17 protein-coding genes are annotated in these 18393 nt (G+C 71.6%); 8 read left to right on the top strand and 9 right to left on the bottom strand.

From position 1 onward, the window contains the following. Positions 1–12: 12 nt before the first annotated feature. Complete coding sequence (locus tag QSK10_RS29170; protein ID WP_285666493.1) at positions 13–483, bottom strand: hypothetical protein; 471 nt, start codon at positions 481–483, stop codon at positions 13–15. A gap of 45 nt (positions 484–528) precedes the next feature. Next, positions 529–798 carry a DUF2630 family protein gene (locus QSK10_RS29175; protein ID WP_285666494.1) on the bottom strand — a complete coding sequence of 90 codons (270 nt, stop codon included), beginning with the start codon at positions 796–798 and terminating at the stop codon, positions 529–531. A 123-nt stretch (positions 799–921) separates the two neighbouring features. Here QSK10_RS29175 and QSK10_RS29180 point away from each other — a divergent pair, with 123 nt between their 5' ends. Continuing rightward, positions 922–1887 (top strand): helix-turn-helix transcriptional regulator, encoded by a 966-nt coding sequence (locus QSK10_RS29180; RefSeq protein WP_285666495.1) that lies wholly within the window; start codon positions 922–924, stop codon positions 1885–1887. Between the two features lie 66 nt (positions 1888–1953). Here QSK10_RS29180 and QSK10_RS29185 read toward each other — a convergent pair whose 3' ends face one another. The 3 genes from QSK10_RS29185 to QSK10_RS29195 form a co-directional block, all read right to left on the bottom strand. Beyond that, complete coding sequence (locus QSK10_RS29185; protein ID WP_285666496.1) at positions 1954–5496, bottom strand: hydantoinase B/oxoprolinase family protein; 3543 nt, start codon at positions 5494–5496, stop codon at positions 1954–1956. A 176-nt stretch (positions 5497–5672) separates the two neighbouring features. Beyond that, a complete protein-coding gene (locus QSK10_RS29190) occupies positions 5673–6167 on the bottom strand; it encodes an SDR family NAD(P)-dependent oxidoreductase (RefSeq protein WP_285666497.1) in 495 nt (164 codons plus the stop codon). 56 nt (positions 6168–6223) lie between these two features. Continuing rightward, on the bottom strand, positions 6224–6703 hold the full coding sequence (locus tag QSK10_RS29195; protein WP_285666498.1) for a methylated-DNA--[protein]-cysteine S-methyltransferase: 480 nt from the start codon (positions 6701–6703) through the stop codon (positions 6224–6226). 108 nt (positions 6704–6811) lie between these two features. Between QSK10_RS29195 and QSK10_RS29200 the strand changes: the two genes are divergently transcribed. Together QSK10_RS29200 and QSK10_RS29205 are read left to right on the top strand one after the other, a co-directional pair. Then, positions 6812–8128, top strand: coding sequence for an MFS transporter (locus QSK10_RS29200; protein ID WP_285666499.1), 1317 nt, complete (start codon positions 6812–6814; stop codon positions 8126–8128). Beyond that, positions 8113–9291 (top strand): peptidylprolyl isomerase, encoded by a 1179-nt coding sequence (locus QSK10_RS29205; RefSeq protein WP_285666500.1) that lies wholly within the window; start codon positions 8113–8115, stop codon positions 9289–9291. The genes QSK10_RS29200 and QSK10_RS29205 overlap by 16 nt, the downstream gene beginning before the upstream one ends. A 42-nt stretch (positions 9292–9333) precedes the next feature. Here QSK10_RS29205 and QSK10_RS29210 read toward each other — a convergent pair whose 3' ends face one another. Then, positions 9334–10458 (bottom strand): MFS transporter, encoded by a 1125-nt coding sequence (locus QSK10_RS29210; RefSeq protein ID WP_285666502.1) that lies wholly within the window; start codon positions 10456–10458, stop codon positions 9334–9336. Between the two features lie 98 nt (positions 10459–10556). Here QSK10_RS29210 and QSK10_RS29215 point away from each other — a divergent pair, with 98 nt between their 5' ends. Continuing rightward, positions 10557–10829 (top strand): hypothetical protein, encoded by a 273-nt coding sequence (locus QSK10_RS29215; protein ID WP_285666503.1) that lies wholly within the window; start codon positions 10557–10559, stop codon positions 10827–10829. On the opposite strand, the gene QSK10_RS29220 is transcribed toward QSK10_RS29215, so the two are convergent. Next, positions 10826–11302, bottom strand: a complete 477-nt coding sequence (locus QSK10_RS29220) for a MarR family winged helix-turn-helix transcriptional regulator (RefSeq protein ID WP_285666504.1) — start codon at positions 11300–11302, stop codon at positions 10826–10828. The two genes, QSK10_RS29215 and QSK10_RS29220, sit on opposite strands and share 4 nt — an antisense overlap. Positions 11303–11404: 102 nt before the next feature. Here QSK10_RS29220 and QSK10_RS29225 point away from each other — a divergent pair, with 102 nt between their 5' ends. Continuing rightward, the gene (locus QSK10_RS29225) at positions 11405–11839 is read left to right on the top strand and encodes a hypothetical protein (protein WP_285666505.1); all 435 of its coding nucleotides are present in this window, start codon (positions 11405–11407) and stop codon (positions 11837–11839) included. Positions 11840–11849: 10 nt separating this feature from the next. Next, positions 11850–13181 (top strand): FAD-dependent oxidoreductase, encoded by a 1332-nt coding sequence (locus QSK10_RS29230; protein WP_285666506.1) that lies wholly within the window; start codon positions 11850–11852, stop codon positions 13179–13181. A gap of 134 nt (positions 13182–13315) precedes the next feature. On the opposite strand, the gene QSK10_RS29235 is transcribed toward QSK10_RS29230, so the two are convergent. Together QSK10_RS29235 and QSK10_RS29240 are read right to left on the bottom strand one after the other, a co-directional pair. After that, positions 13316–13699: a hypothetical protein gene (locus QSK10_RS29235; protein ID WP_285666507.1), complete on the bottom strand. Its 384-nt coding sequence runs from the start codon at positions 13697–13699 to the stop codon at positions 13316–13318. 57 nt (positions 13700–13756) lie between these two features. Further along, positions 13757–15157: a CCA tRNA nucleotidyltransferase gene (locus QSK10_RS29240; protein WP_285666508.1), complete on the bottom strand. Its 1401-nt coding sequence runs from the start codon at positions 15155–15157 to the stop codon at positions 13757–13759. Positions 15158–15222: 65 nt separating this feature from the next. On the opposite strand from QSK10_RS29240, the gene murJ reads away from it, so the two are divergent. After that, the gene (gene murJ, locus QSK10_RS29245) at positions 15223–16845 is read left to right on the top strand and encodes a murein biosynthesis integral membrane protein MurJ (protein WP_285666509.1); all 1623 of its coding nucleotides are present in this window, start codon (positions 15223–15225) and stop codon (positions 16843–16845) included. A 111-nt stretch (positions 16846–16956) separates the two neighbouring features. Continuing rightward, entirely contained in the window at positions 16957–18393 is a 1437-nt protein-coding gene (locus QSK10_RS29250; RefSeq protein WP_285666510.1) for a protein kinase family protein, read from the top strand.

Here is an 18393-nt window from a genome sequence, read left to right on the forward strand (position 1 = left end):
CACGATGACTCCCTAGACCGGATCGGGCTCCTCGAAACCACCCGCCACCCACCGGGGATCCTCCGCGCGCTCCCGCCGCGCCCAGTGCTCGTGGTTTCGCGCCCACGACTCACAGTCGAGGCGATCCTCCTCGGTCGTGCCGGTGCCCTCGTGGTGGCTCGACGAGGCCGCGATCCGCCGCAGCGCGGCCGGGTCGTACACCAGCTTCACCCGCCAGTCGGCCAGCCATTTGCGCGGCACGATCGCCTCCACGAACCGTCCGCCACCCCGGGCGCGGCCGATGACCTTCACCCGCTCGCCACCGTCACCGGAGAACTGGCCCAGCACGTAGACCTTCGCGCCACCCGCGAAGATCCGCAGGCCGCGCGCTCGCCCGAGCCCGCCCTCCTCCTCGGGGACCTCACCGTACGGCCGGAAGGTGACGACATTGGCGATCACGCACCAGACGGGCGTGGGCGCGGTCCCGGGCACTTCGGTCGGCATGCGGGGATGCTCGCACGTCCACCGCCTCGGCCGCCATGCCGGAACTCAGCTCAAGTACCCCTCCACCTCGTCCGCCGGCCGGACCCTCGCCGCCGCCGGGTCTCCGCCCGACTCGCTCAAGGCCCGTCGCTGGCGCAGCAGGTCCCAGCACTGGTCGAGCTCCACTTCCAGCGCGTGCAGGTCGGCGCGGGCCTTCTCGTGCTCCTCCTCGCCCTTGCTGGCCTGGATCTGCGCGCGCAGGCGCTTCTCGTCGGCGACCATGTCGCCGATCCGGTGCAGGATGCGCTTCTCGGCGGCTTCCGCGTTGTCCGTCATGCCTCGAAACTAGCCGTCTGGGCGGTCTCGTGGGCGCTGATGCCCGGGCATGCGATTGTCGTACCTCCGGGCTAATCTTGGTTCAGGACAGCTTTCGTCCGCAAGGCCCGGGAGGCTCGACACATGCTTCAGACATCGGCACGACTACTGAAACTGCTCTCCCTCCTCGAAATGCGTCGCGACTGGTCCGGCGACGAGCTCGCCGGACGGCTCGACGTCACGACCCGGACGGTGCGGCGGGACGTGGACAAGCTGCGCGAGCTCGGGTATCCGGTGCACGCGATGACGGGTACGGCCGGGGGTTACCGGCTGGGCGCGGGGGCGTCGATGCCGCCGCTGCTGCTCGATGACGACGAGGCGGTCGCGGTGGCGGTCGGGCTCGGGACGGCGGTGTCGGCGGGGGTTTCGGGCATGGAGGAGACCTCCGTGCGGGCGCTGGCGAAGCTGGAGCAGATCCTGCCGCCGAAGCTGCGCACGCGGGTCTCGGGCTTCCGCTCGCACACGGTTCCGGTGCACATCGAGGGCGAGACGGTCGATCCGGGGACGCTGACGCTGCTGGCGAACGCGTGCCGGGACCACGACCGGCTGCGCTTCGACTACGTCTCGCACGACGGGACGTCCACCTACCGGATCACCGAGCCGCACCGGCTCGCGCGGGCGGGGCGGCGCTGGTACCTGCTGGCGTGGGACGTCGACAAGCAGGACTGGCGGCTGTTCCGGGTCGACCGGATCGAGCCGGTGACGCCGACGGGACCGCGGTTCAAGCCGCGGGACCTGCCCGACGACGACATGTCCGCCTACATCGGACGGAAGGTCGCCCTGGGCGCCTACCAGATCCCCTTCAAGGTGCTGATGCACCTGCCGGCCGAGAAGCTGCGGCAGCGGGTGCCCGAGCGGTGGGGGACGGTGACGCCGGTCGACGAGAACTCCTGCGTCCTGGAGAGCCGCGCGGACAACCTGGAGGGCACCGCCGCCTACCTGTCGACCTACGGCGTGGAGTTCGAGGTCCTGGAGCCGCAGGAGCTCAAGGACCAGCTCACCGCGATGGCCGGGCGGCTGCTCAAGGCCGCCGGGCGTCCGGCCGCCTGACCCCTGAGAACATCGCGACGGCCGGGGTGCGAGCCCCGGCCGTCGGCGTGTCCCTGCGAGGACGGGTCATTCTACAAGTTGATCGTCCACTGTGTACGCCTCGGGATCACCGTATCCGCCGCCGCCCGGGGTGAGCAGGACGAAGACGTCGCCGGGGCCGACCCGGACGCGGTCGCGCCCGGCCAGCGGGGTGCGGGTGCCGTCCGGGTGCTCGATCCACTGGTCGCCGGGTGATCCGTCGGCGCCACCGGCCATGCCGTAGGGTCCGCGGACCCGGCGTCCGGCCAGGATGGACAGTTCGGCCGACGTGGTGAAGCGGATCCGCCGCTCGGCGCCGTTTCCGCCGTTCCAGCGGCCGCGCCCGCCGGAGCCCGCGCGGATCGCGAAGGACTCCACCAGCACCGGGCGGCCCTTGCGGTGGGAGTGCCACTCCAGGACCTCGGGGTCGGTGAGCCGGGAGTTGGTCATGTGCGCCTGGACCACGTCGGCGCCCGGGAAGCCGTCTCCCGCACCGGATCCCGAGGCGACCGTCTCGTAGTAGGAGAAGCCCTCGCCGCCGAAGGTCACATTGTTCATGGTCCCGGCGCTCTCGGCCATCACACCGAGGGCCGCGTACAGCGCGCCGGTGATCGCCTGCGAGGTCTCCACGTTGCCCGCCACGACCGCCGCCGGGTACTCCGGGGCCAGCAGGCAGCCGGGCGGGATCGTCAGCTCGATCGGCGCCAGACACCCGTCGTTCAAGGGGATCTCGGCCGCCACGAGGGTGCGGAAGACGTAGAGGACCGCCGCCCGCGCCACCGCGGCGGGCGCGTTGGCGTTGCCCGGTACCGCCGGGCTGGTGCCGGTGAAGTCGACGTGGACGGACCGGGCCGCGCGGTCGACGTCCACCCGCACGGCGATCACCGAGCCGTCGTCCACTCTGTACTCGTAGGAGCCGCTGTACCGGGACGTGCCGTCGCCCAGGCGGGTCACCACGTCCCGCACGGCCTCCTCGGCGTTGGCGCGGACGTGGTCCATGTACGCCCGCACCATCTCGACGCCCACCTCGGCGACCAGGGCCTTCAGCTCGGCGATGCCCTTGGCGTTGGCGGCGATCTGGGCGCGCAGGTCGGCGATGTTGTCCTCTGGCGCGCGGGACGGGTATGGCGCGCCGGTGAGCAGCTCGCGGACGGCGTCCTCGCGGAACTCGCCGTCTCGGACGAGGAGGAAGTCGGTGATGAGCACGCCCTCCTCGTGGATGGTGCGGGAGCCGGCGGGCATCGAACCCGGTGTCAGGCCGCCGATCTCGGCGTGATGGCCGCGGGAGGCCACGAAGAAGTCCGGCCGCGCGCCGCCGGTGAAGACCGGTGAGACGACGGTGACGTCCGGCAGGTGCGTGCCGCCGCGATAGGGGTCGTTGAGGGCGAAGACATCGCCCTCACCCATGTCGGGGTGCGCTTCACGGACCGCGGCGACGGATGCGCCCATGGATCCCAGGTGCACGGGGATGTGCGGCGCATTGGCGATCAGGCGTCCCTCGGCGTCGAAGAGCGCGCAGGAGAAGTCGAGGCGCTCCTTGATGTTCACCGAGTTCGCCGTCGCCTGGAGCCGCACGCCCATCTGCTCGGCGATGGAGGTGAAGCGGCCGGCGAAGATCTCCAGCAGCACCGGATCGGCCCCGGTCTGGGCCCGGCGGTGCGGCCGGTCGCGGCCCCCGGCGGTCAGCACGAGGTCCCCGATGGCGGTGACGACGCCGGTCCAGCCCGGCTCGATCACCGTCGTGGCACCGGATTCGGCGATCACCGCCGGACCGGGTACGCGGTGGCCGGGCGCCAGCTCGTCCCGCAGGTGCAGCGGGACGTCGCGCCACCCGTCCATCCACATCGGAGTGAAGGCGTGCGGCTCGGTGCGGGTGCCGGTGGGCTGTGTGTCCACGATGGCCGGTGGGGCCAGCGACGCCTCGACCTCGGCCGCCTCGGCGATCAGGCCCCTGCCGGGCATGAGGAACGAGAACCGCCGCCGGTAGCGATCGGTGAAGTCGCGGGCCAGCTCATCCGCGTCGGGCGTCCACGCCACGGTGATCACGGTGTCGGTGCCCTCGTAGCGGAGCCGCACCCGCCGTTCGACGCGTGCGCCCGGCAGCTCGGCCAGCGCGGCGGCCGCCAGCGCGTCCAGCACCTCGGGGACGGCCTCCAGCGGGCCCTCGATCGCCTGCTGCCTCAGCGATGTGGTCTCGGCCAGACCCATGCCCAGGGCCGAGAGCACCCCGGCGTGCGGGTGGATGAGGATCGAGCGCACGCCCAGCGCGTCGGCGACCCGGCACGCGTGCTGCCCACCGGCGCCGCCGAAGGTCACCAGGGTGTGGCGGGTGATGTCGTGGCCCTGGCGCACCGAGATCTTCTTGATCGCGGCGGCCATGTCGTTGACCGCGACGTCGAGGAACCCGGCGGCGGTCTCCTCGGGCGAGCGCCCGTCCCCGATGCTCGCGCACAGGGCCGCGAATGCCGCCCGTACGGCCGTGATGTCCAGCGGCAGCGGGAAACGCGCGGGCGGGATCCGTCCCAAAAGGACGTTGGCGTCGGTGACGGTGAGCGGCCCGCCGTGGCCGTAGGCGGCCGGTCCCGGGTCCGCCCCGGCCGATTCCGGGCCCACCCGGTAGCGGCCCTGCCGGAAGCTCAGGATCGAGCCGCCGCCCGCCGCGATCGTGTGCACCGCCAGCATCGGCGCTCGCACCCGGACTCCGGCGATCACCGCGTCGGTGGTCCGCTCGAACTCCCCGGAGTGGTGGGAGACGTCGGTGGAGGTGCCGCCCATGTCGAAGCCGATGGCGTGGGTGACGCCCGCCCGCTCGGCGATGCGCGCCATGGCGACGACCCCACCGGCCGGTCCCGAGAGCAGGGCGTCCTTCCCGCTGAACGCGGCGGCGCCGGTGAGCCCGCCGTGGGAGCGCATGAACAGCAGCGGCGTGCCCGGCAGGTCGGCCGCCAGCCGGTCGACGTGGCGTTTCAGGACCGGGGTGAGGTAGGCGTCGGCGAGGGTGGTCTCGGCCCGCGCGACCAGCCTCATCAGCGGTGAGGCCGCGTGCGAGGCCGAGACCTGCGCGAAGCCCAGTTCCCGGGCGATCGCGGCGGCCCGCAGCTCGTGCGCCGGATGCCGGTCGGCGTGCATGAGAGCGATCGCCAGCGCGGCGATTCCCCGGTCCCGCAGGGCTTCCAGGTCCGCCCGCAGCCGGTCCTCGTCGAGGGGGACGAGGACCGTCCCGTCCGGGCCGAGCCGCTCGTCGGCCTCGATGACCTCGGCGTGCAGGGGTTCGGGCCGGACGATGCGCAGCGCGAAGATGTCCGGCCGGTTCTGGTACCCGATGCGCACGGCGTCCCGGAAACCGCGGGTGATGACCAGCGCCGTCGGTTCACCGGTGCGGGTCAGCAGCGCGTTGGTGGCGACGGTGGTGCCCATGCGCAGGTCGGCGATCGGGGCCGGCGCGGTGCCGAGGAGTTCGCCGACGGCGTCGGTGACCGCCGAGTCGGATGAGGGGACCTTGCGCACGACCAGGCCGCCGTCCGGTGCGCGCGCGACGATGTCGGTGAAGGTGCCGCCGCGGTCGATCCAGAACTGCCAGGCGCCGGTCATGGGTCCAGTCTCCTAGGGCGTGTCCTGTGGGTCTTGTGGGTGCGAGACGGTGTCGATTTTGTTTCTCGCAAGCCGGTCTTCCGGCCTCGTACCGGTGTTGTACGTGGCCGGGAGAGCGGTGCGGCGAGAGACGAAATCGGCTCGTCGCAGCCCCGCAAAGACCCGCAGGACAGGTCCTAAGGCGACACCCGCAGGCTCTGGCCGGTGATCGCGCCCGCCGACTCCGATACGAAGAACTCCACCACGTGCACCACCGCCCGTCCCGATCCGGCGCCCACGCCGGTGACCGCGTTGACCGTCACGCCGGGCAGGCCGGGATCGGCCGGGCCGTCCTGGTCGCCTTCGATGAGGGTCACCACGCGTCCCCAGCCGGAGTCCAGAAGGTACGGCGAGGACGCGGTCAGCAGCGCCTCGGCCGCCTCCGGGCACGTCACCAGCACCGTCGGCGTGCCGAGCTCGGACGCCGCTCGCGCGACCACCGAGGCCATCGCCGCCGCGTCGTCCACGTCGGCGGTCAGCGCGATGGCGCGCCCGCCGTCCCAGGAGATGCAGGCCGCGGTCTCCGCGCAGGCGTCTTCCTCACCGGCGGCCCCCACGGCCGCGATGGCCATGCCGAGCTCCGCCAGCCGTCTCGCCACGGCGTGCCCGATGCCGGAGGCCGCGCCAGTCACAACCGCCACTTTTGTCACCGGCCGAACCTACGCCGGTGGTGTGACGGCGGCCAACGTCAGGCCGCTTTGAACTCCGTCACCACACCGGCGCGCGCCTCCAGCTCCAGCAGGAGCTCGGTGACGTCGGTGCCGGTGGAGCGGCCGGGGAAGGAGCCGACCACGCGGTGGCCGGGGACGATGATCGCGATCGGGTTGAGGGAGTTGGCCAGGCCGACCGCGCGGGCGGCCTTGGGCTGGCCGACGCGCGCGGCGATCTCGGCGTGGGTCGCGGTGGCGCCGTAGGGGATGGCGAGCACCTCGGTCCACACCGCGCGCTCGAAGTCGCTGCCGGCCAGGGCGAGGGGCACCTCGAACTCGGTGCGGGTCCCGGCGAAGTAGCCGGCGAGTTCGGCGGCGGCCAGCCGCAGGATCGGGTCGTCGTCGGAGCGCTCGCCGCGCACCGGGTTGCCGGGCATGGTCGAGACGTTGGTGAGGGCGGTCCCGTCGGTGGCCAGCCTCAACTCGCCTATGGGAGAGGTGACGGTGGTCCAGCGCATGTGAGCAGTGTGGCGCACGGGTGTGACATTACGACGAACACGAGCTGTCATGAAACCGATCTGCGGCGTGGGAGGTGAAATGACACCGGGAGCACGTAGGCTCGCTCAATGCACACCGAGGGGCACCTTCGCGCCGTCTTCCGGGAAAGCGGTTTCCGGAGGCTCCTCGCCACGCGTCTGACGAGTCAGATCGCCGACGGTTTTTTCCAGGCCGGGCTGGCCTCCTCGATCCTGTTCAACCCGAACAACCGCACCAACGCCATCTCGGTCGCCCTCGGTTTCGCGCTGCTGCTGATCCCGTATTCGGTGCTGGGCCCGTACGTGGGCGTGTTCCTGGACCGCTGGTCGCGCCGGAACGTGCTGTTCAAGGCCAACATCCTGCGCGCGGTGCTGGTGGTGCCGACGGCGCTGCTGATCGCCACCGACTCCAACCAGTGGCTGTACGCGGTGGGCGCGCTGCTGGTCATCGCGGTCAACCGGTTCGTGCTGTCGGGCCTGTCGGCCTCGCAGCCGCACGTGGTGACCCCGGAGAACCTGGTCACCGCCAACTCGATCGCGCCGACCCTGGGCACCATCGCCTACACCACCGGGCTGGGCGTGGCGGCCTCGATGCGGCTGCTGATCGGCAACTCCACCGCCGACAACGGTCTCATCTCGGCGATCGCGATCATCGGGTACATCGCCGCCGGGCTCATCGCGCGGTCCTCGTTCACCGTGGACGCCCTGGGGCCCGACGCCTCCGAGCGCCACGCCGACCGCTCGATCGGCGCCGAGATCGCCTCGATCACGCGCGGCATGGCCGCCGGGGCGAAGCACCTGTGGTCGCGCCGGGGGGCGGCGTACATGCTGCTGACGCAGGGCGCCTACCGCGCGCTCTACGGCGTCCTGACGATCGCCACGCTCCAGCTGTTCCGGGTCTACTTCGACGCCGGTGACGAGGACAAGAAGGCCATCGCGGCCCTGGCGGCGGTGGTCGTGGTCGGTTCGGCCGGCGGGTTCATCGGCGCGATGATCACGCCGTACCTGACGCGCCGGTTCGGGCCGCGCGCGTGGGTGATCGTGATCCTGGTGCTGGTCGCGGTGGACATCGCGGTGTTCGGGCCGCCGTTCTCGCAGCCGCTGCTGATCGCGGCGACATTCGTGCTGAACATCGGGTCCCAGAGCCTGAAGATCGTGGTGGACACCTCGGTGCAGCTGCGCGTCGACGACAACTACCGGGGACGCGTCTTCTCCGTCAACGACACCTTCTTCAATGTCTGCTGGGTGCTGGGTCTGCTGGCCGGGGCGGTGCTGCTGCCCGAGGACGGGCACTCGCTGGCCATGATCGTGGCCATCGCGGGCGGTTATCTGCTCCTCGCGGCGGGGTACGCCCTGGCATCCCGGCGGCATACTCCCTACGATCGACCTTCGTGGACGACGAACTGAAGCCCGCCGAAGACGCGAAGGCCGAGAACGCCGGTCCAGAATCGGGGGAGGCCAGGCGCGCCGTCGAGGAATCGGCGCCCGCGCGCGAGGGCGGTGACGCCGCCGATCCGGTGGCGGACACGGTGGTGACGCCGGTCGGCGAGACCCTCGTCGACGGCGAGCCCGTCGACCCCGACGCGGCCGATGCCCCTCCAACCGAGACCGATACCCCCGACGAGGACGCCAAGTCGGCCGCGGCCGCGCAGGCCGCCGCCGAAGACGAGGCCGCCCGCGAGGCCGCCCGTGAGGCGCCGCGCCGGTCCTCGCCGCCGCCGATCCCCGCCGACGCGCCCCCGTGGGAGAGCCCGGGACGACCCCGCAACGCCATCATCGGCATGATCATCGTCGTCGCGCTGCTCGGCACCGCCGCGCTCGTCGGCTGGGTGCTGTTCAAGCCGTCCGCCGAGGACGGCCCGTCCGGCGCGCTCGGGGAGGCCACCGGCCCCTGCGAGCTGCGGACCGTCGACGAGCTGCCCGGCGGTGGCGGCGAGCCGGTCTTCGGGCAGACCCCGCAGCGGCAGACCGTGGTCGTCCAGACCAACCTCGGCACCGTCACCGCGCTGCTGTTCGGTGATCTCGCGCCCTGCGGGACGGCGTCCTTCGCCAACCTCGCCGCGCGCGGCTACTACTCCGCCAAGGCCTGCCCGGACATGACGACGGCGGTGACCGAGCCGACGCTGGTGCTGCGCTGCGGCGAGGCCGCCGGCCAGGGCGGGCCGGGCTACCGGGTCCGGGGCGAGCACCCGTTCTCCGATCAGCCGGTCGCCGACGCGCTGGCGCTGGTCAACGACACTCACGGGCTGTCCGGCGGCGAGTTCGCCTTCGTGCGCGGCCAGTCGATCCCCACGAACAACCTGACGGTGATCGGGCAGGTCATCGACGGTTTCGCGGTGCTGGACTCGATCGCGGCCGGCGGGGGCGGCCAGGCCTACGCCGGTCCGCCGCCGCAGCCGGTGACGATCCTGGCGGTGACGGTGCAGAGCGCGCTGAGCCCGTCGGGTCTCCCGGCCGGGTCGCCGCCGCCGAGCGGGAGCCTGTCGCCGGGGACGAGCCCGCGGCCGGGTTCGCCGAGCGCCTCACCGCGGTCCTCACGATCGCCGGGTGTGCCCTTCGGGCGCGACTGACGCCGAAGGCGGCGGGCTTCTCGGCCCGCCGCCTTTCTTCTTTCACGCGGTGACGCGGGGGAAGGCCCGCCGGGCCGGGATGAGCACGGCCAGCACCAGGACCAGCAGCCCGAGGACGGCGTAGGGGAAGGCCCTGGCGCCCATGCCGTCCAGCAGGACGCCACCGGCGATCCCGCCACCGGCCATCGCGGCGTTCCAGAGGGCCACCAGGATGGTCTGGGCGGCGTCGGCGCGGTCGCCTCCGGCGCGTCCGGCGGCCGTCTGGAGCAGCGTCGGGATACCGCCCCAGCCGAGTCCCCACAGGACGGTGGCGGCGTAGACCGGACCGACCAGCAGCAGGACGGCGGCGGCGATCACCAGCAGCGTCGCGCCGATCGTCAGGGCCCGCAGGCGGCGGTCGATGAACAGCCCGGTGAGCCAGATCGAGGCGATCGAGGAGATCCCGAAGACCAGCAGGACGAGGTCGGTCGAGCCACCCATGCCGATCTCACTGAGGTAGGGCGCGATGTAGGTGTAGAGCACGTTGTGGGCGAGCACGAACGCCACCATCACGCCCAGGACGGCGTAGACGGCGGGCGGGACGCGCCAGCTCATCTTCTGCCCGCGCGCCTCACCGGGGAAGTCGGGGACGGCCAGCGCGATCCAGCCCAGCAGCACCACCGCGACCGCGGTCATCAGCCCGAACGTGACGCGCCAGCCGACGAGGCCGCCCAGGAACGTCCCGGCGGGGATGCCCAGGGACAGCGCGAGGGGGATGCCGGCCATGACGATGGCGATGGCGCGTCCCTCGCGCCCGGGGGCCATCCGGCGGGCGTATCCGGCCAGCAGCGCCCACACCAGCCCGGCGGCGATCCCCGCGAAGAGCCGCCCGGTCATGGTCAGCGCGTACCAGGGGGAGACGGTGGTGACGGTGTTGGCCACGGCGAACCCGCCGACGCCGGTGAGCAGCAGCGTCCGCCGCCGCCAGGACGCGGTGAGCGCGGTGAGGGGGATGGCCGACAGCGCGGTGGCGACGGCGTAGACGGTGACCGCCTGCCCGGCGGCCGACTCGGAGACGCCGAGGTCCCCGGCCATCTCGGGCAGCACACCGGCGGGCAGTGCCTCGGTGACCACGGTGATGAACGCTGCGGTGGTGAGCGCGGCCAGGCCGCCGATCGGGAGTCGCATGCCGTCGACCATCGGCCTTGACACGGGTGTCAGGTTCAACTTGACGCTCGTCACACTCGGGGTGTCCACAAGGGACGTCGGTGGCGTAGCGTACGCACATGGCCACCCCACAAGGAGACCTCTCGCGCGGCGTGACGATCCTGGTCAACTGGACCGTGCTGCTCGCCTACCTGCCCGGCGGCTTCATCCTGCTGGGCGAGGCCGCCGGCATCGCCGGCACGCCCCTGGCCACCGTGGTGTTCCTGGCGCTCTGGCTCGCCGGGGCGGTCGCGGGCACGATCCTGACCCGCCGCGGCGATTACCCCTCGGCGGTCCTGGCGGGCATGGGCGGCCCGATGTTCGGGCTGGCGCTGGCCGAGGCGATCCTCTAGCCCCGCAGCCGCTTCACGAACGGCTCCACCCCGCGCACGCGCACGACCTGGCGCTCGTAGAGCTCACGGATGTTCCGCATGAACTCGATGAGCATGCGCAGCTGATCGGCGTCGTAGTGCTCGATGTTGCGCCCGCCCTCCTCGACCATCGGCATGTACAGCGGCATCGCGCGCTCCATGAACAGCGGCGTGGCGCGGACGATGGAGCGCCGCCGGTCCCCGGGGTCGGGCGTACGGGTGATGTAGGCGAGCTTCTCCAGCCGGTCCAGCATCGCCGTCACGCTGCCCGTGCTCAGCCCGAGCTGCGCCCCGACCTCGGTGGGCGCGGCGGTCTGCACCTGCGTGAGGTACTCCATGCAGCGCAGGTCGGTGCGGTTGACGCCGAGGACGACGGCGGCGGCGGAGTCGAAGTCGTCCACGGCCGACTGCGAGGCCTGGACCTCGGCGGACAGCTCACCGCGAAGTTCTTCCACGGAATCTCTTGACATTCGAGTATCTCGACCTTCAAGCTATAAGTACCTCGACATTCGAGATACACGGTAGTCGAGACATCCATCCGGATCAAGGAGACCGCCATGAAGATCGCCGCCTTCAACACCGTCGTCAAGAAACTCGGCGACTGGACCGACGCCACCGACTTCGACCTCCGCGCCGACGGCGCCCTCGCCGTCCTGGACCTGCGCTCGCCCCGCATCACCGGCGACATCACCGTCCGCCTCGACGCCCGCCGCTCGGTCGTGCGGTTGCTGCTGCCCGAGGGCGCCGTCGTCGACCGCTGGGACCTGCGCTTCACCGGCCGCGGCAAGGTCAAGGACCACGAGGCGCCCACCGGCGAGGGGACGCGCACCGTCCGCCTGGTCGGCACCGTCGCCGACGGCGAGGTCCGCGTCAACCGCGGCGGCACCGCCGTGCTGTTCTCGATGTTCTCCCGCGCCTGGGTCGACGACGTCCGCCGCGCACGCCGTGAAGGCACCGCCGTCACCGTCCACGACCCCGCCGCCTCGATCTAGGGAGACCGCCGTGCACGTCATCATCATCGGCGCCGGCACCGGGGGCATGGCCCTCGCGCACGGGCTCAAGAACGCCGGAGTCTCCGTCGCCGTCTACGAACGCGACCGCACCCGCGGTGACGGCCTGCACGGCTACCGCGTCGGCATCGACCCCGACGGCGCCCGGGCCCTCCAGGAGTGCCTGCCGGCGCGGCTGTTCGACACCTTCATCGCCACCTGCGCCCGCGCCCCGCGCCACTTCAACGCCTACACCGAGAAGCTCACCGAGCTCGTCTCCCTCGACCTGCCGCAGAACACCGATCCCGCCAACAGTGAGCACTCGGTGTCCCGCATGACGCTGCGGCAGGTCCTGCTCTCCGGCATGGACGACGTCGTCCACTACGGCAGGACCTTCGAGCGCTACACCACCGACGGCTCCTCGGTCACCGCCCACTTCACCGACGGCACCACCGCCACCGGCGACGTCCTCGTCGGCGCCGACGGGGCCAACTCACCGGTCCGGCGGCAGTACCTGCCGCACGTCACCGTCCGCGACTCGGGAGTGGTGGCGATCGCGGCGAAACTGCCCTCGACACCCCAGACCCGCGCCCTGCTGCCGAAGGAGGCCCTCACGGGCGTGTCGATGCTGCTCGCCCCGCGCGGCTCCTTCATGATCCTGCACTCGATGGAGTTCCCCTGGGACGCCGAGGGCACCGTGAAGGACGGCATCGGCGGCAGCGACCGCGAGCTGATCGAGAACTGGCCCGGCCTGCTCTACGACAACACCCGCGACTACCTCAACTGGGGCCTGTCGGCCTCGGCCGACAAGTTCCCCGCCGACGTGACCCGCATGCGCGGCAAGGACCTCGTCCGCCTGGCCCTGGGCATGACGGAGAAGTGGTCGCCGGACCTGCGCGAACTCATCGGCCACTCCGACCCCGGCAGCTGCTTCGCCCTGCGCATCCGCACCACCGACCCCGTCGAGCCGTGGACACCGACCCGCGTGACCCTCCTGGGCGACGCGATCCACACCATGACACCCGGCAAGGGCGTCGGCGCCAACACCGCCCTGCGCGACGCGGTCCTGCTCAAACGCGCCCTCACCGGCGCCGGAACCGATGTGGTGAAGGCGATCGGCGCCTACGAGGCCGAGATGCTGCCCTACGGCATGCGGCGGGTGAAGGAATCGCTCGCGCAGTACGGGCTGAACGGAAGGGACCTCGTGCACAAGCCCGTCATCGGGCGCGTGCTGCTGGCGGTCAACCGCACGTTCTTCCGCGTGGTGAACCGCGTTCCGGCGCTCAAGCGCAAGTTCCTGGCGGCGATGAGCGCCGACCGGGGAATGGTCGCCGAGGACCGATAGTGGAGTGACCGGTGGAGTGACCGGGGACGGACTGCGATGCCGGGGCCGCCGTCGTGACGACGCTGTCACGGCGGCGGTGCCGGACGCCGAGATCATCGGCGTCCTACCGATCTAACGACCGGCGGAAAGATCGGTCACGCGGGCCGGGAGGGCACGCCCGCCCGCGCGTAGATCACCGGCTTCTCGACGCGCGCGCCGGCCCGGGTGAAGGCGAATTCGACCTCCACCACCAGTTCCGGGACCTCGCGGTGCCAGAGCGCCTCCCGGTCACGGTCTGGGCCGGCGGCGAGCACGCCGCGACGGGACATCACGCTCCACCCCGCGGGGGCGGCGGTGGCGAGGATCCGGCGCGGCCGGATGACGCGGCCCGACCGGTCCCCGGTCTTGGGCCCGGGCAGCTTGAGCCGCCCGTCCTCCGACTCCACCGGGCTCCAGTCCGGCAGCTCGCCGAGGCGGTCGGCCAACCATCGGTGGCAGAGCACCCGGAACAGCCGCCGTCGCGTCGGCTCATCGAGCACGCGCATAGGCGAACGACTCGGTGTCCGCGCCCGGTCAGCGAGCCGCCCGGCGACCGGTCACTCTCCCGCGTCGGGCAGGACTCCCCGCTCCTTCGCCCACCGCCACAGCTCCGCCTCCGCCTCGTCGCGCGACAGCGGCCCGCGGTCCAGGCGGATCTCCTTCAGGTGCTGCCACGCCTCGCCGACCACCCGGCCGGGCGGTACGCCCAGGAGCCGCATGATCTCGTTGCCGTCGAGGTCGGGGCGCACGCGCGCGAGGTCCTCTTCCTCCTCGATGCGCGCGATGCGCTCTTCGAGCGCGTCGTAGTCGGCGGCGAGGCGGGCGGCCTTGCGCTTGTTGCGGGTGGTGACGTCGGAGCGGGTCAGCTTGTGCAGGCGGGCCAGTTCGTCACCGGCGTCGGTGACGTAGCGGCGGACGGCGGAGTCGGTCCACTCGCCGCGGCCGTAGCCGTAGAAGCGCAGGTGCAGCGCGATCAGGTGGGCGATCGCGGTGATCTGCTCCTTGGGGAACTTCAGCTCGCGCAGGCGGCGCTTGGCCATGCGCGCACCGGCCAGCTCGTGGTGGTGGAAGGTCACGCGGCCGTCGGTGCCCATGCCCTTGGTGTCGGGTTTGCCGATGTCGTGCAGTAGTGCCGCGATGCGCAAGACCACGTCGGGCGCGCCGTCCTCCAGGGCGACGGCGTTGCGGACGACGGTGAGGGTGTGCTCGTAGACGTCCTTGTGCTGGGCGTGCTCGTCGATCTGCATCTTGAGCGCGGGCAGCTCCGGCAGGAACACCTCGGCGAGCCCGGTGTCCACCAGCAGCCGCAGCCCGAGGACGGGGTCGGCGGCGCCCATGAGCTTGACGAACTCGTCGCGGACGCGCTCGGCGGTGATGCGGGACAGGTCGCCCGACATCGCCGTCATCGCCGCGCGGACGTCGGCGTCGACCTCGAACTCCAGCTGCGCGGCGAAGCGGGCCGCGCGCAGCATCCGCAGCGGGTCGTCGGCGAAGGACTCCTCGGGCGTGGCGGGGGTCCGCAGGACGCGCCGGGCGAGGTCGCCGCGGCCGTCGAAGGGGTCGCTGAAGACGTGTTCGGGCACCGAGACCGCCATGGCGTTGACGGTGAAGTCGCGGCGGCGCAGGTCGTCTTCGAGGGTGTCGCCGTAGGCCACGATCGGGTTGCGCGACACCCGGTCGTACTGGTCGGCCCGGAACGTGGTGACCTCCACCCGTTCGCCCTGGAACATCGCGCCGATCGTGCCGAAGGCCGCGCCGGTCGTCCAAGTGGTGGTGCCGAGGCGTTCCAGCAGCTCCAGGGTCTGCTCGGGGCGCGCGGACGTGGCGAAGTCCAGGTCCTCCCAGGCCGCGCGGCCCAGGAGCGCGTCCCGCACGGAGCCGCCGACGAGGTGCAGTTCGAACCCGGCGTCGGCGAAGGCCCGGCCGAGTTCATCGGCGACCGGGGGGACACTGGGCACGGCGGTAGCGATACGGTCTGACATCGATCGGAAAGCCTATCCGACCCATTCGGGGAGACATTCGTATGGCCGAGGCGACCAGCACCGAGACCGGCGGAAGCGTCGTCCGCAGCAGCGCCGTCATGGCGGTCGGGACGATCGTGAGCCGCCTGACCGGTTTCGGCCGAAGTGCCGTGATCGCCGCCGCGATCGGCGGCGCGGCCGTCGGCAACGCCTACGCCACCGCGCAGTTCTTCCCGCAGATGATCTACGAGTTCCTCCTCGGCGGCATCCTGACCAGCGTCCTGGTGCCGCTGCTGGTGCGCGCCCGCAAGGAGGACGCCGACCGCGGCGAGGCCTACACGCAGCGCTTCGTGACGCTGATCGTGCTGCTGCTGAGCGCGGCGACGGTCCTGGTGGTGGCCTGCGCGCCGCTGCTGGCCAAGGCGCTGACGAAGGAGAACACCGGCCTCGTCACCGACCTGTCGTACCTGATGCTGCCGATGATCTTCTTCTACGGCGTGGCGGCGGTGCTGGCGGCGATCCTGAACACGCGCGGGCACTTCGCGGCCCCGATGTGGGCGCCGATCCTGAACAACCTCGTCATCATCGGCACCGGCGTGCTGTTCATGGTGATGTTCGGCGCGGTGGCGATCATCCCCGAGAACATGACCGCCCCGATGATCCTGGTCCTGGGCGGCGGGACGACGCTCGGCATCGTCGTGCAGGTCCTCGGGCTGCTCCCGGCGCTGCGCAGCGTGGGCTTCAAGATGAAGTTCCGCTTCGACTTCCGCGCGCTGCACCTGGGCCACATCGCCCGCCTGTCGGGCTGGATGTTCTGCTACGTCGCGGTCAGCCAGGTCTCGGTGATCGCGGTGCTGCGCATCCTGAACGAGGTCTCGGCCAACGACAAGGACGCCGCCGGCCCGGCCATTTACAACAACGCCTACCTGCTGATGATGATGGCGCACGGCATCGTGGCGGTCTCGATCATCACCGCGCTGATGCCGCGCATGTCCGAGGCCGCCGCCGAGGGCCGCAAGGCCGACGTCGCGGCCTACCTCTCGCAGGGCGTCCGGCTGTCCGCGGTGATCCTGCTGCCGGCCACCGGCGGTTTCATCGTGCTGGGGACGACGCTGGCGCCGCTGCTGTTCGGCTGGGGCCAGTTCACCCACGACCAGGCCGTCACCACCGGCCTGGTGACCGCGGTGGCGGGCCTTTCACTGATGCCCTTCGCGATCAGCCAGCTGCAGACCTTCGCCTTCTACGCGATGCCGGACACCAAGACCCCGGCGCTGCTGAACATCCCGTCCGTCGCGATGCGCGTCGGGGTGTACCTGCTGACCTTCGCGCTGCTGCCGGCCACGATGGTGGCGCAGGGGCTCATGGTCGGCAACGGAGTGTCCTATGTGGTCGCCGCGTTCCTGGGCGCGGTCCTGCTGCGCCGGAGCCTGGGGCCGCTGGGGATGGGCCGCATCTTCGGGACGCTCGTCAAGCTCACCGTCGCCGCCGCGGCCGGCTCGGTGGCGGCCTGGCTGGCGATGCTGGTGCTGCCGAACGACATGGTCTCCGGCAAGGTCGACGCGGTCATCAACCTGATCGTCGGCGGGGGCGTCCTGGCGGTCGTCTACCTGGTCGTCGCGGTGATGCTGAAGACGAAAGAGGTCACCGACGTCGTGGGTCTGGTGAAAGGCAAACTCGGCCGATAGCGTTCGTCGTCGTACCGGAGTAGTAGAACGGACCTCGCCTATAGGCGTCCGGGGCCGGGCACATTAGGCTGTCTAGAGTCCGCAGGCCGCCAGACCGAGGAGGGACCAGAAGTGGCACAGGTCGGTGCGCCCGCGGTGGGTGAACTTCTCGCCGACCGTTACCGGCTCGACGAGCACATCAATGATGACTCGACCGGCCGTCAGGTCTGGCGCGGCACCGATGTCCTGCTCGCCCGTCCCGTCACCGTCGTCCTACGGACGCCGGGTGGGGAAGAGGCGCAGGAGATGCTCACGGCCGCGGTGGCCGCCTCGCGCGTCAACCACGCGCACATCGTCGGCGTCTACGACGCCGTGGACGAGGGCGATCGCGCCTACATCGTCCGCGAGTGGGTCGAGGGCCGCTCACTTCGCGACATCGTCATCCACTCCCCGCTGGACGCCAACCACGCGATCTCGCTGACCCTCGCGGTCGCCGAGGCCGTCGCGGCGGTGCACGCCTCAGGAGTGGCGCACGGGAACGTGCACCCCGGCACCGTCCTGCTCTCCGACGACGACCGGGTCGTGCTCTCCGACCCCCGCGGTGGCGCCGCCGCCACCCAGACGGGTGACGTGCGCGCGATCGGCGCGACCCTGTACTGCGCCCTCACCGGCCTGTGGCCGCGCGAGGTCCCGGGCCCGGCGATCCTGCCGGACGCCGGTCGCGACGACAGCGGCCGCATCCTCCCCGCCGCCGAGGCCAAGCCGGGCGTCCCCGGCTACCTCGACCGGCTCACCACCGAACTGCTGGACCCGTCGGAGTCCCCGCCCACGGCCGCCGAGCTCGTCGACGAGCTGAGCCGCCTGGAGGGCACCGAGGGAACCGGCGCGCTGGAGTTCGTCACCGAACCCGACTCCTCCCCCGAGGGGACGGTCTCGCGCCCGGTCGGCAAGCGCTTCGCCTACGGCATCGCGGGCATGGTCGTGGTGGCGCTGCTGGCGCTGCTGGTGGTCACCAAGCTGCTCCCGGACGGCGAGCCGGCCGGTGGAAACCCCGGCGGGGTCGTCGCCGATCCCTCGTCCTCGGCGAAGACGACCGCCGCGCAGGAGCTCCAGCTGTCCGGCGACAAGGTCAAGCTCATCAAGCCCAACTCGGAGAACGAGCAGCAGGGCGACATCCCCAAGACCGTCGACGGCGACCCGAAGACCAGCTGGCACACCAACTGGTACACCAAGCCCAACTTCGGCAACATCCCGGAGAGCCAGCCGGGCATGGGCCTGCTCATCGACCTCGGCGAGGAACGCGAGATCACCCAGGTGATCGTCCACTTGGGACAGACGGGCAGTGAGATCTCCCTGCGCGCCGGGACCGACGTGTCCGACACCAAGGGCATCATCGACGACTTCACCACCCTCGACGGTCCCAAGGTCAACGACAAGGCCACCGTGCGGTTCGCGCCCGATCCCGGGACGAAGACCCGCTACCTGATGGTGTGGATCGGCAAGCTCGGCCCCAAGGGCGATGGCACCTTCCAGGCCACCGTCCAGGAAATCACCGTGTACGCGAACTGA

Origin of the sequence: Actinorhabdospora filicis, assembly GCF_030269765.1 — a bacterium.
GTDB classification, from domain to species: domain Bacteria; phylum Actinomycetota; class Actinomycetes; order Mycobacteriales; family Micromonosporaceae; genus Actinorhabdospora; species Actinorhabdospora filicis.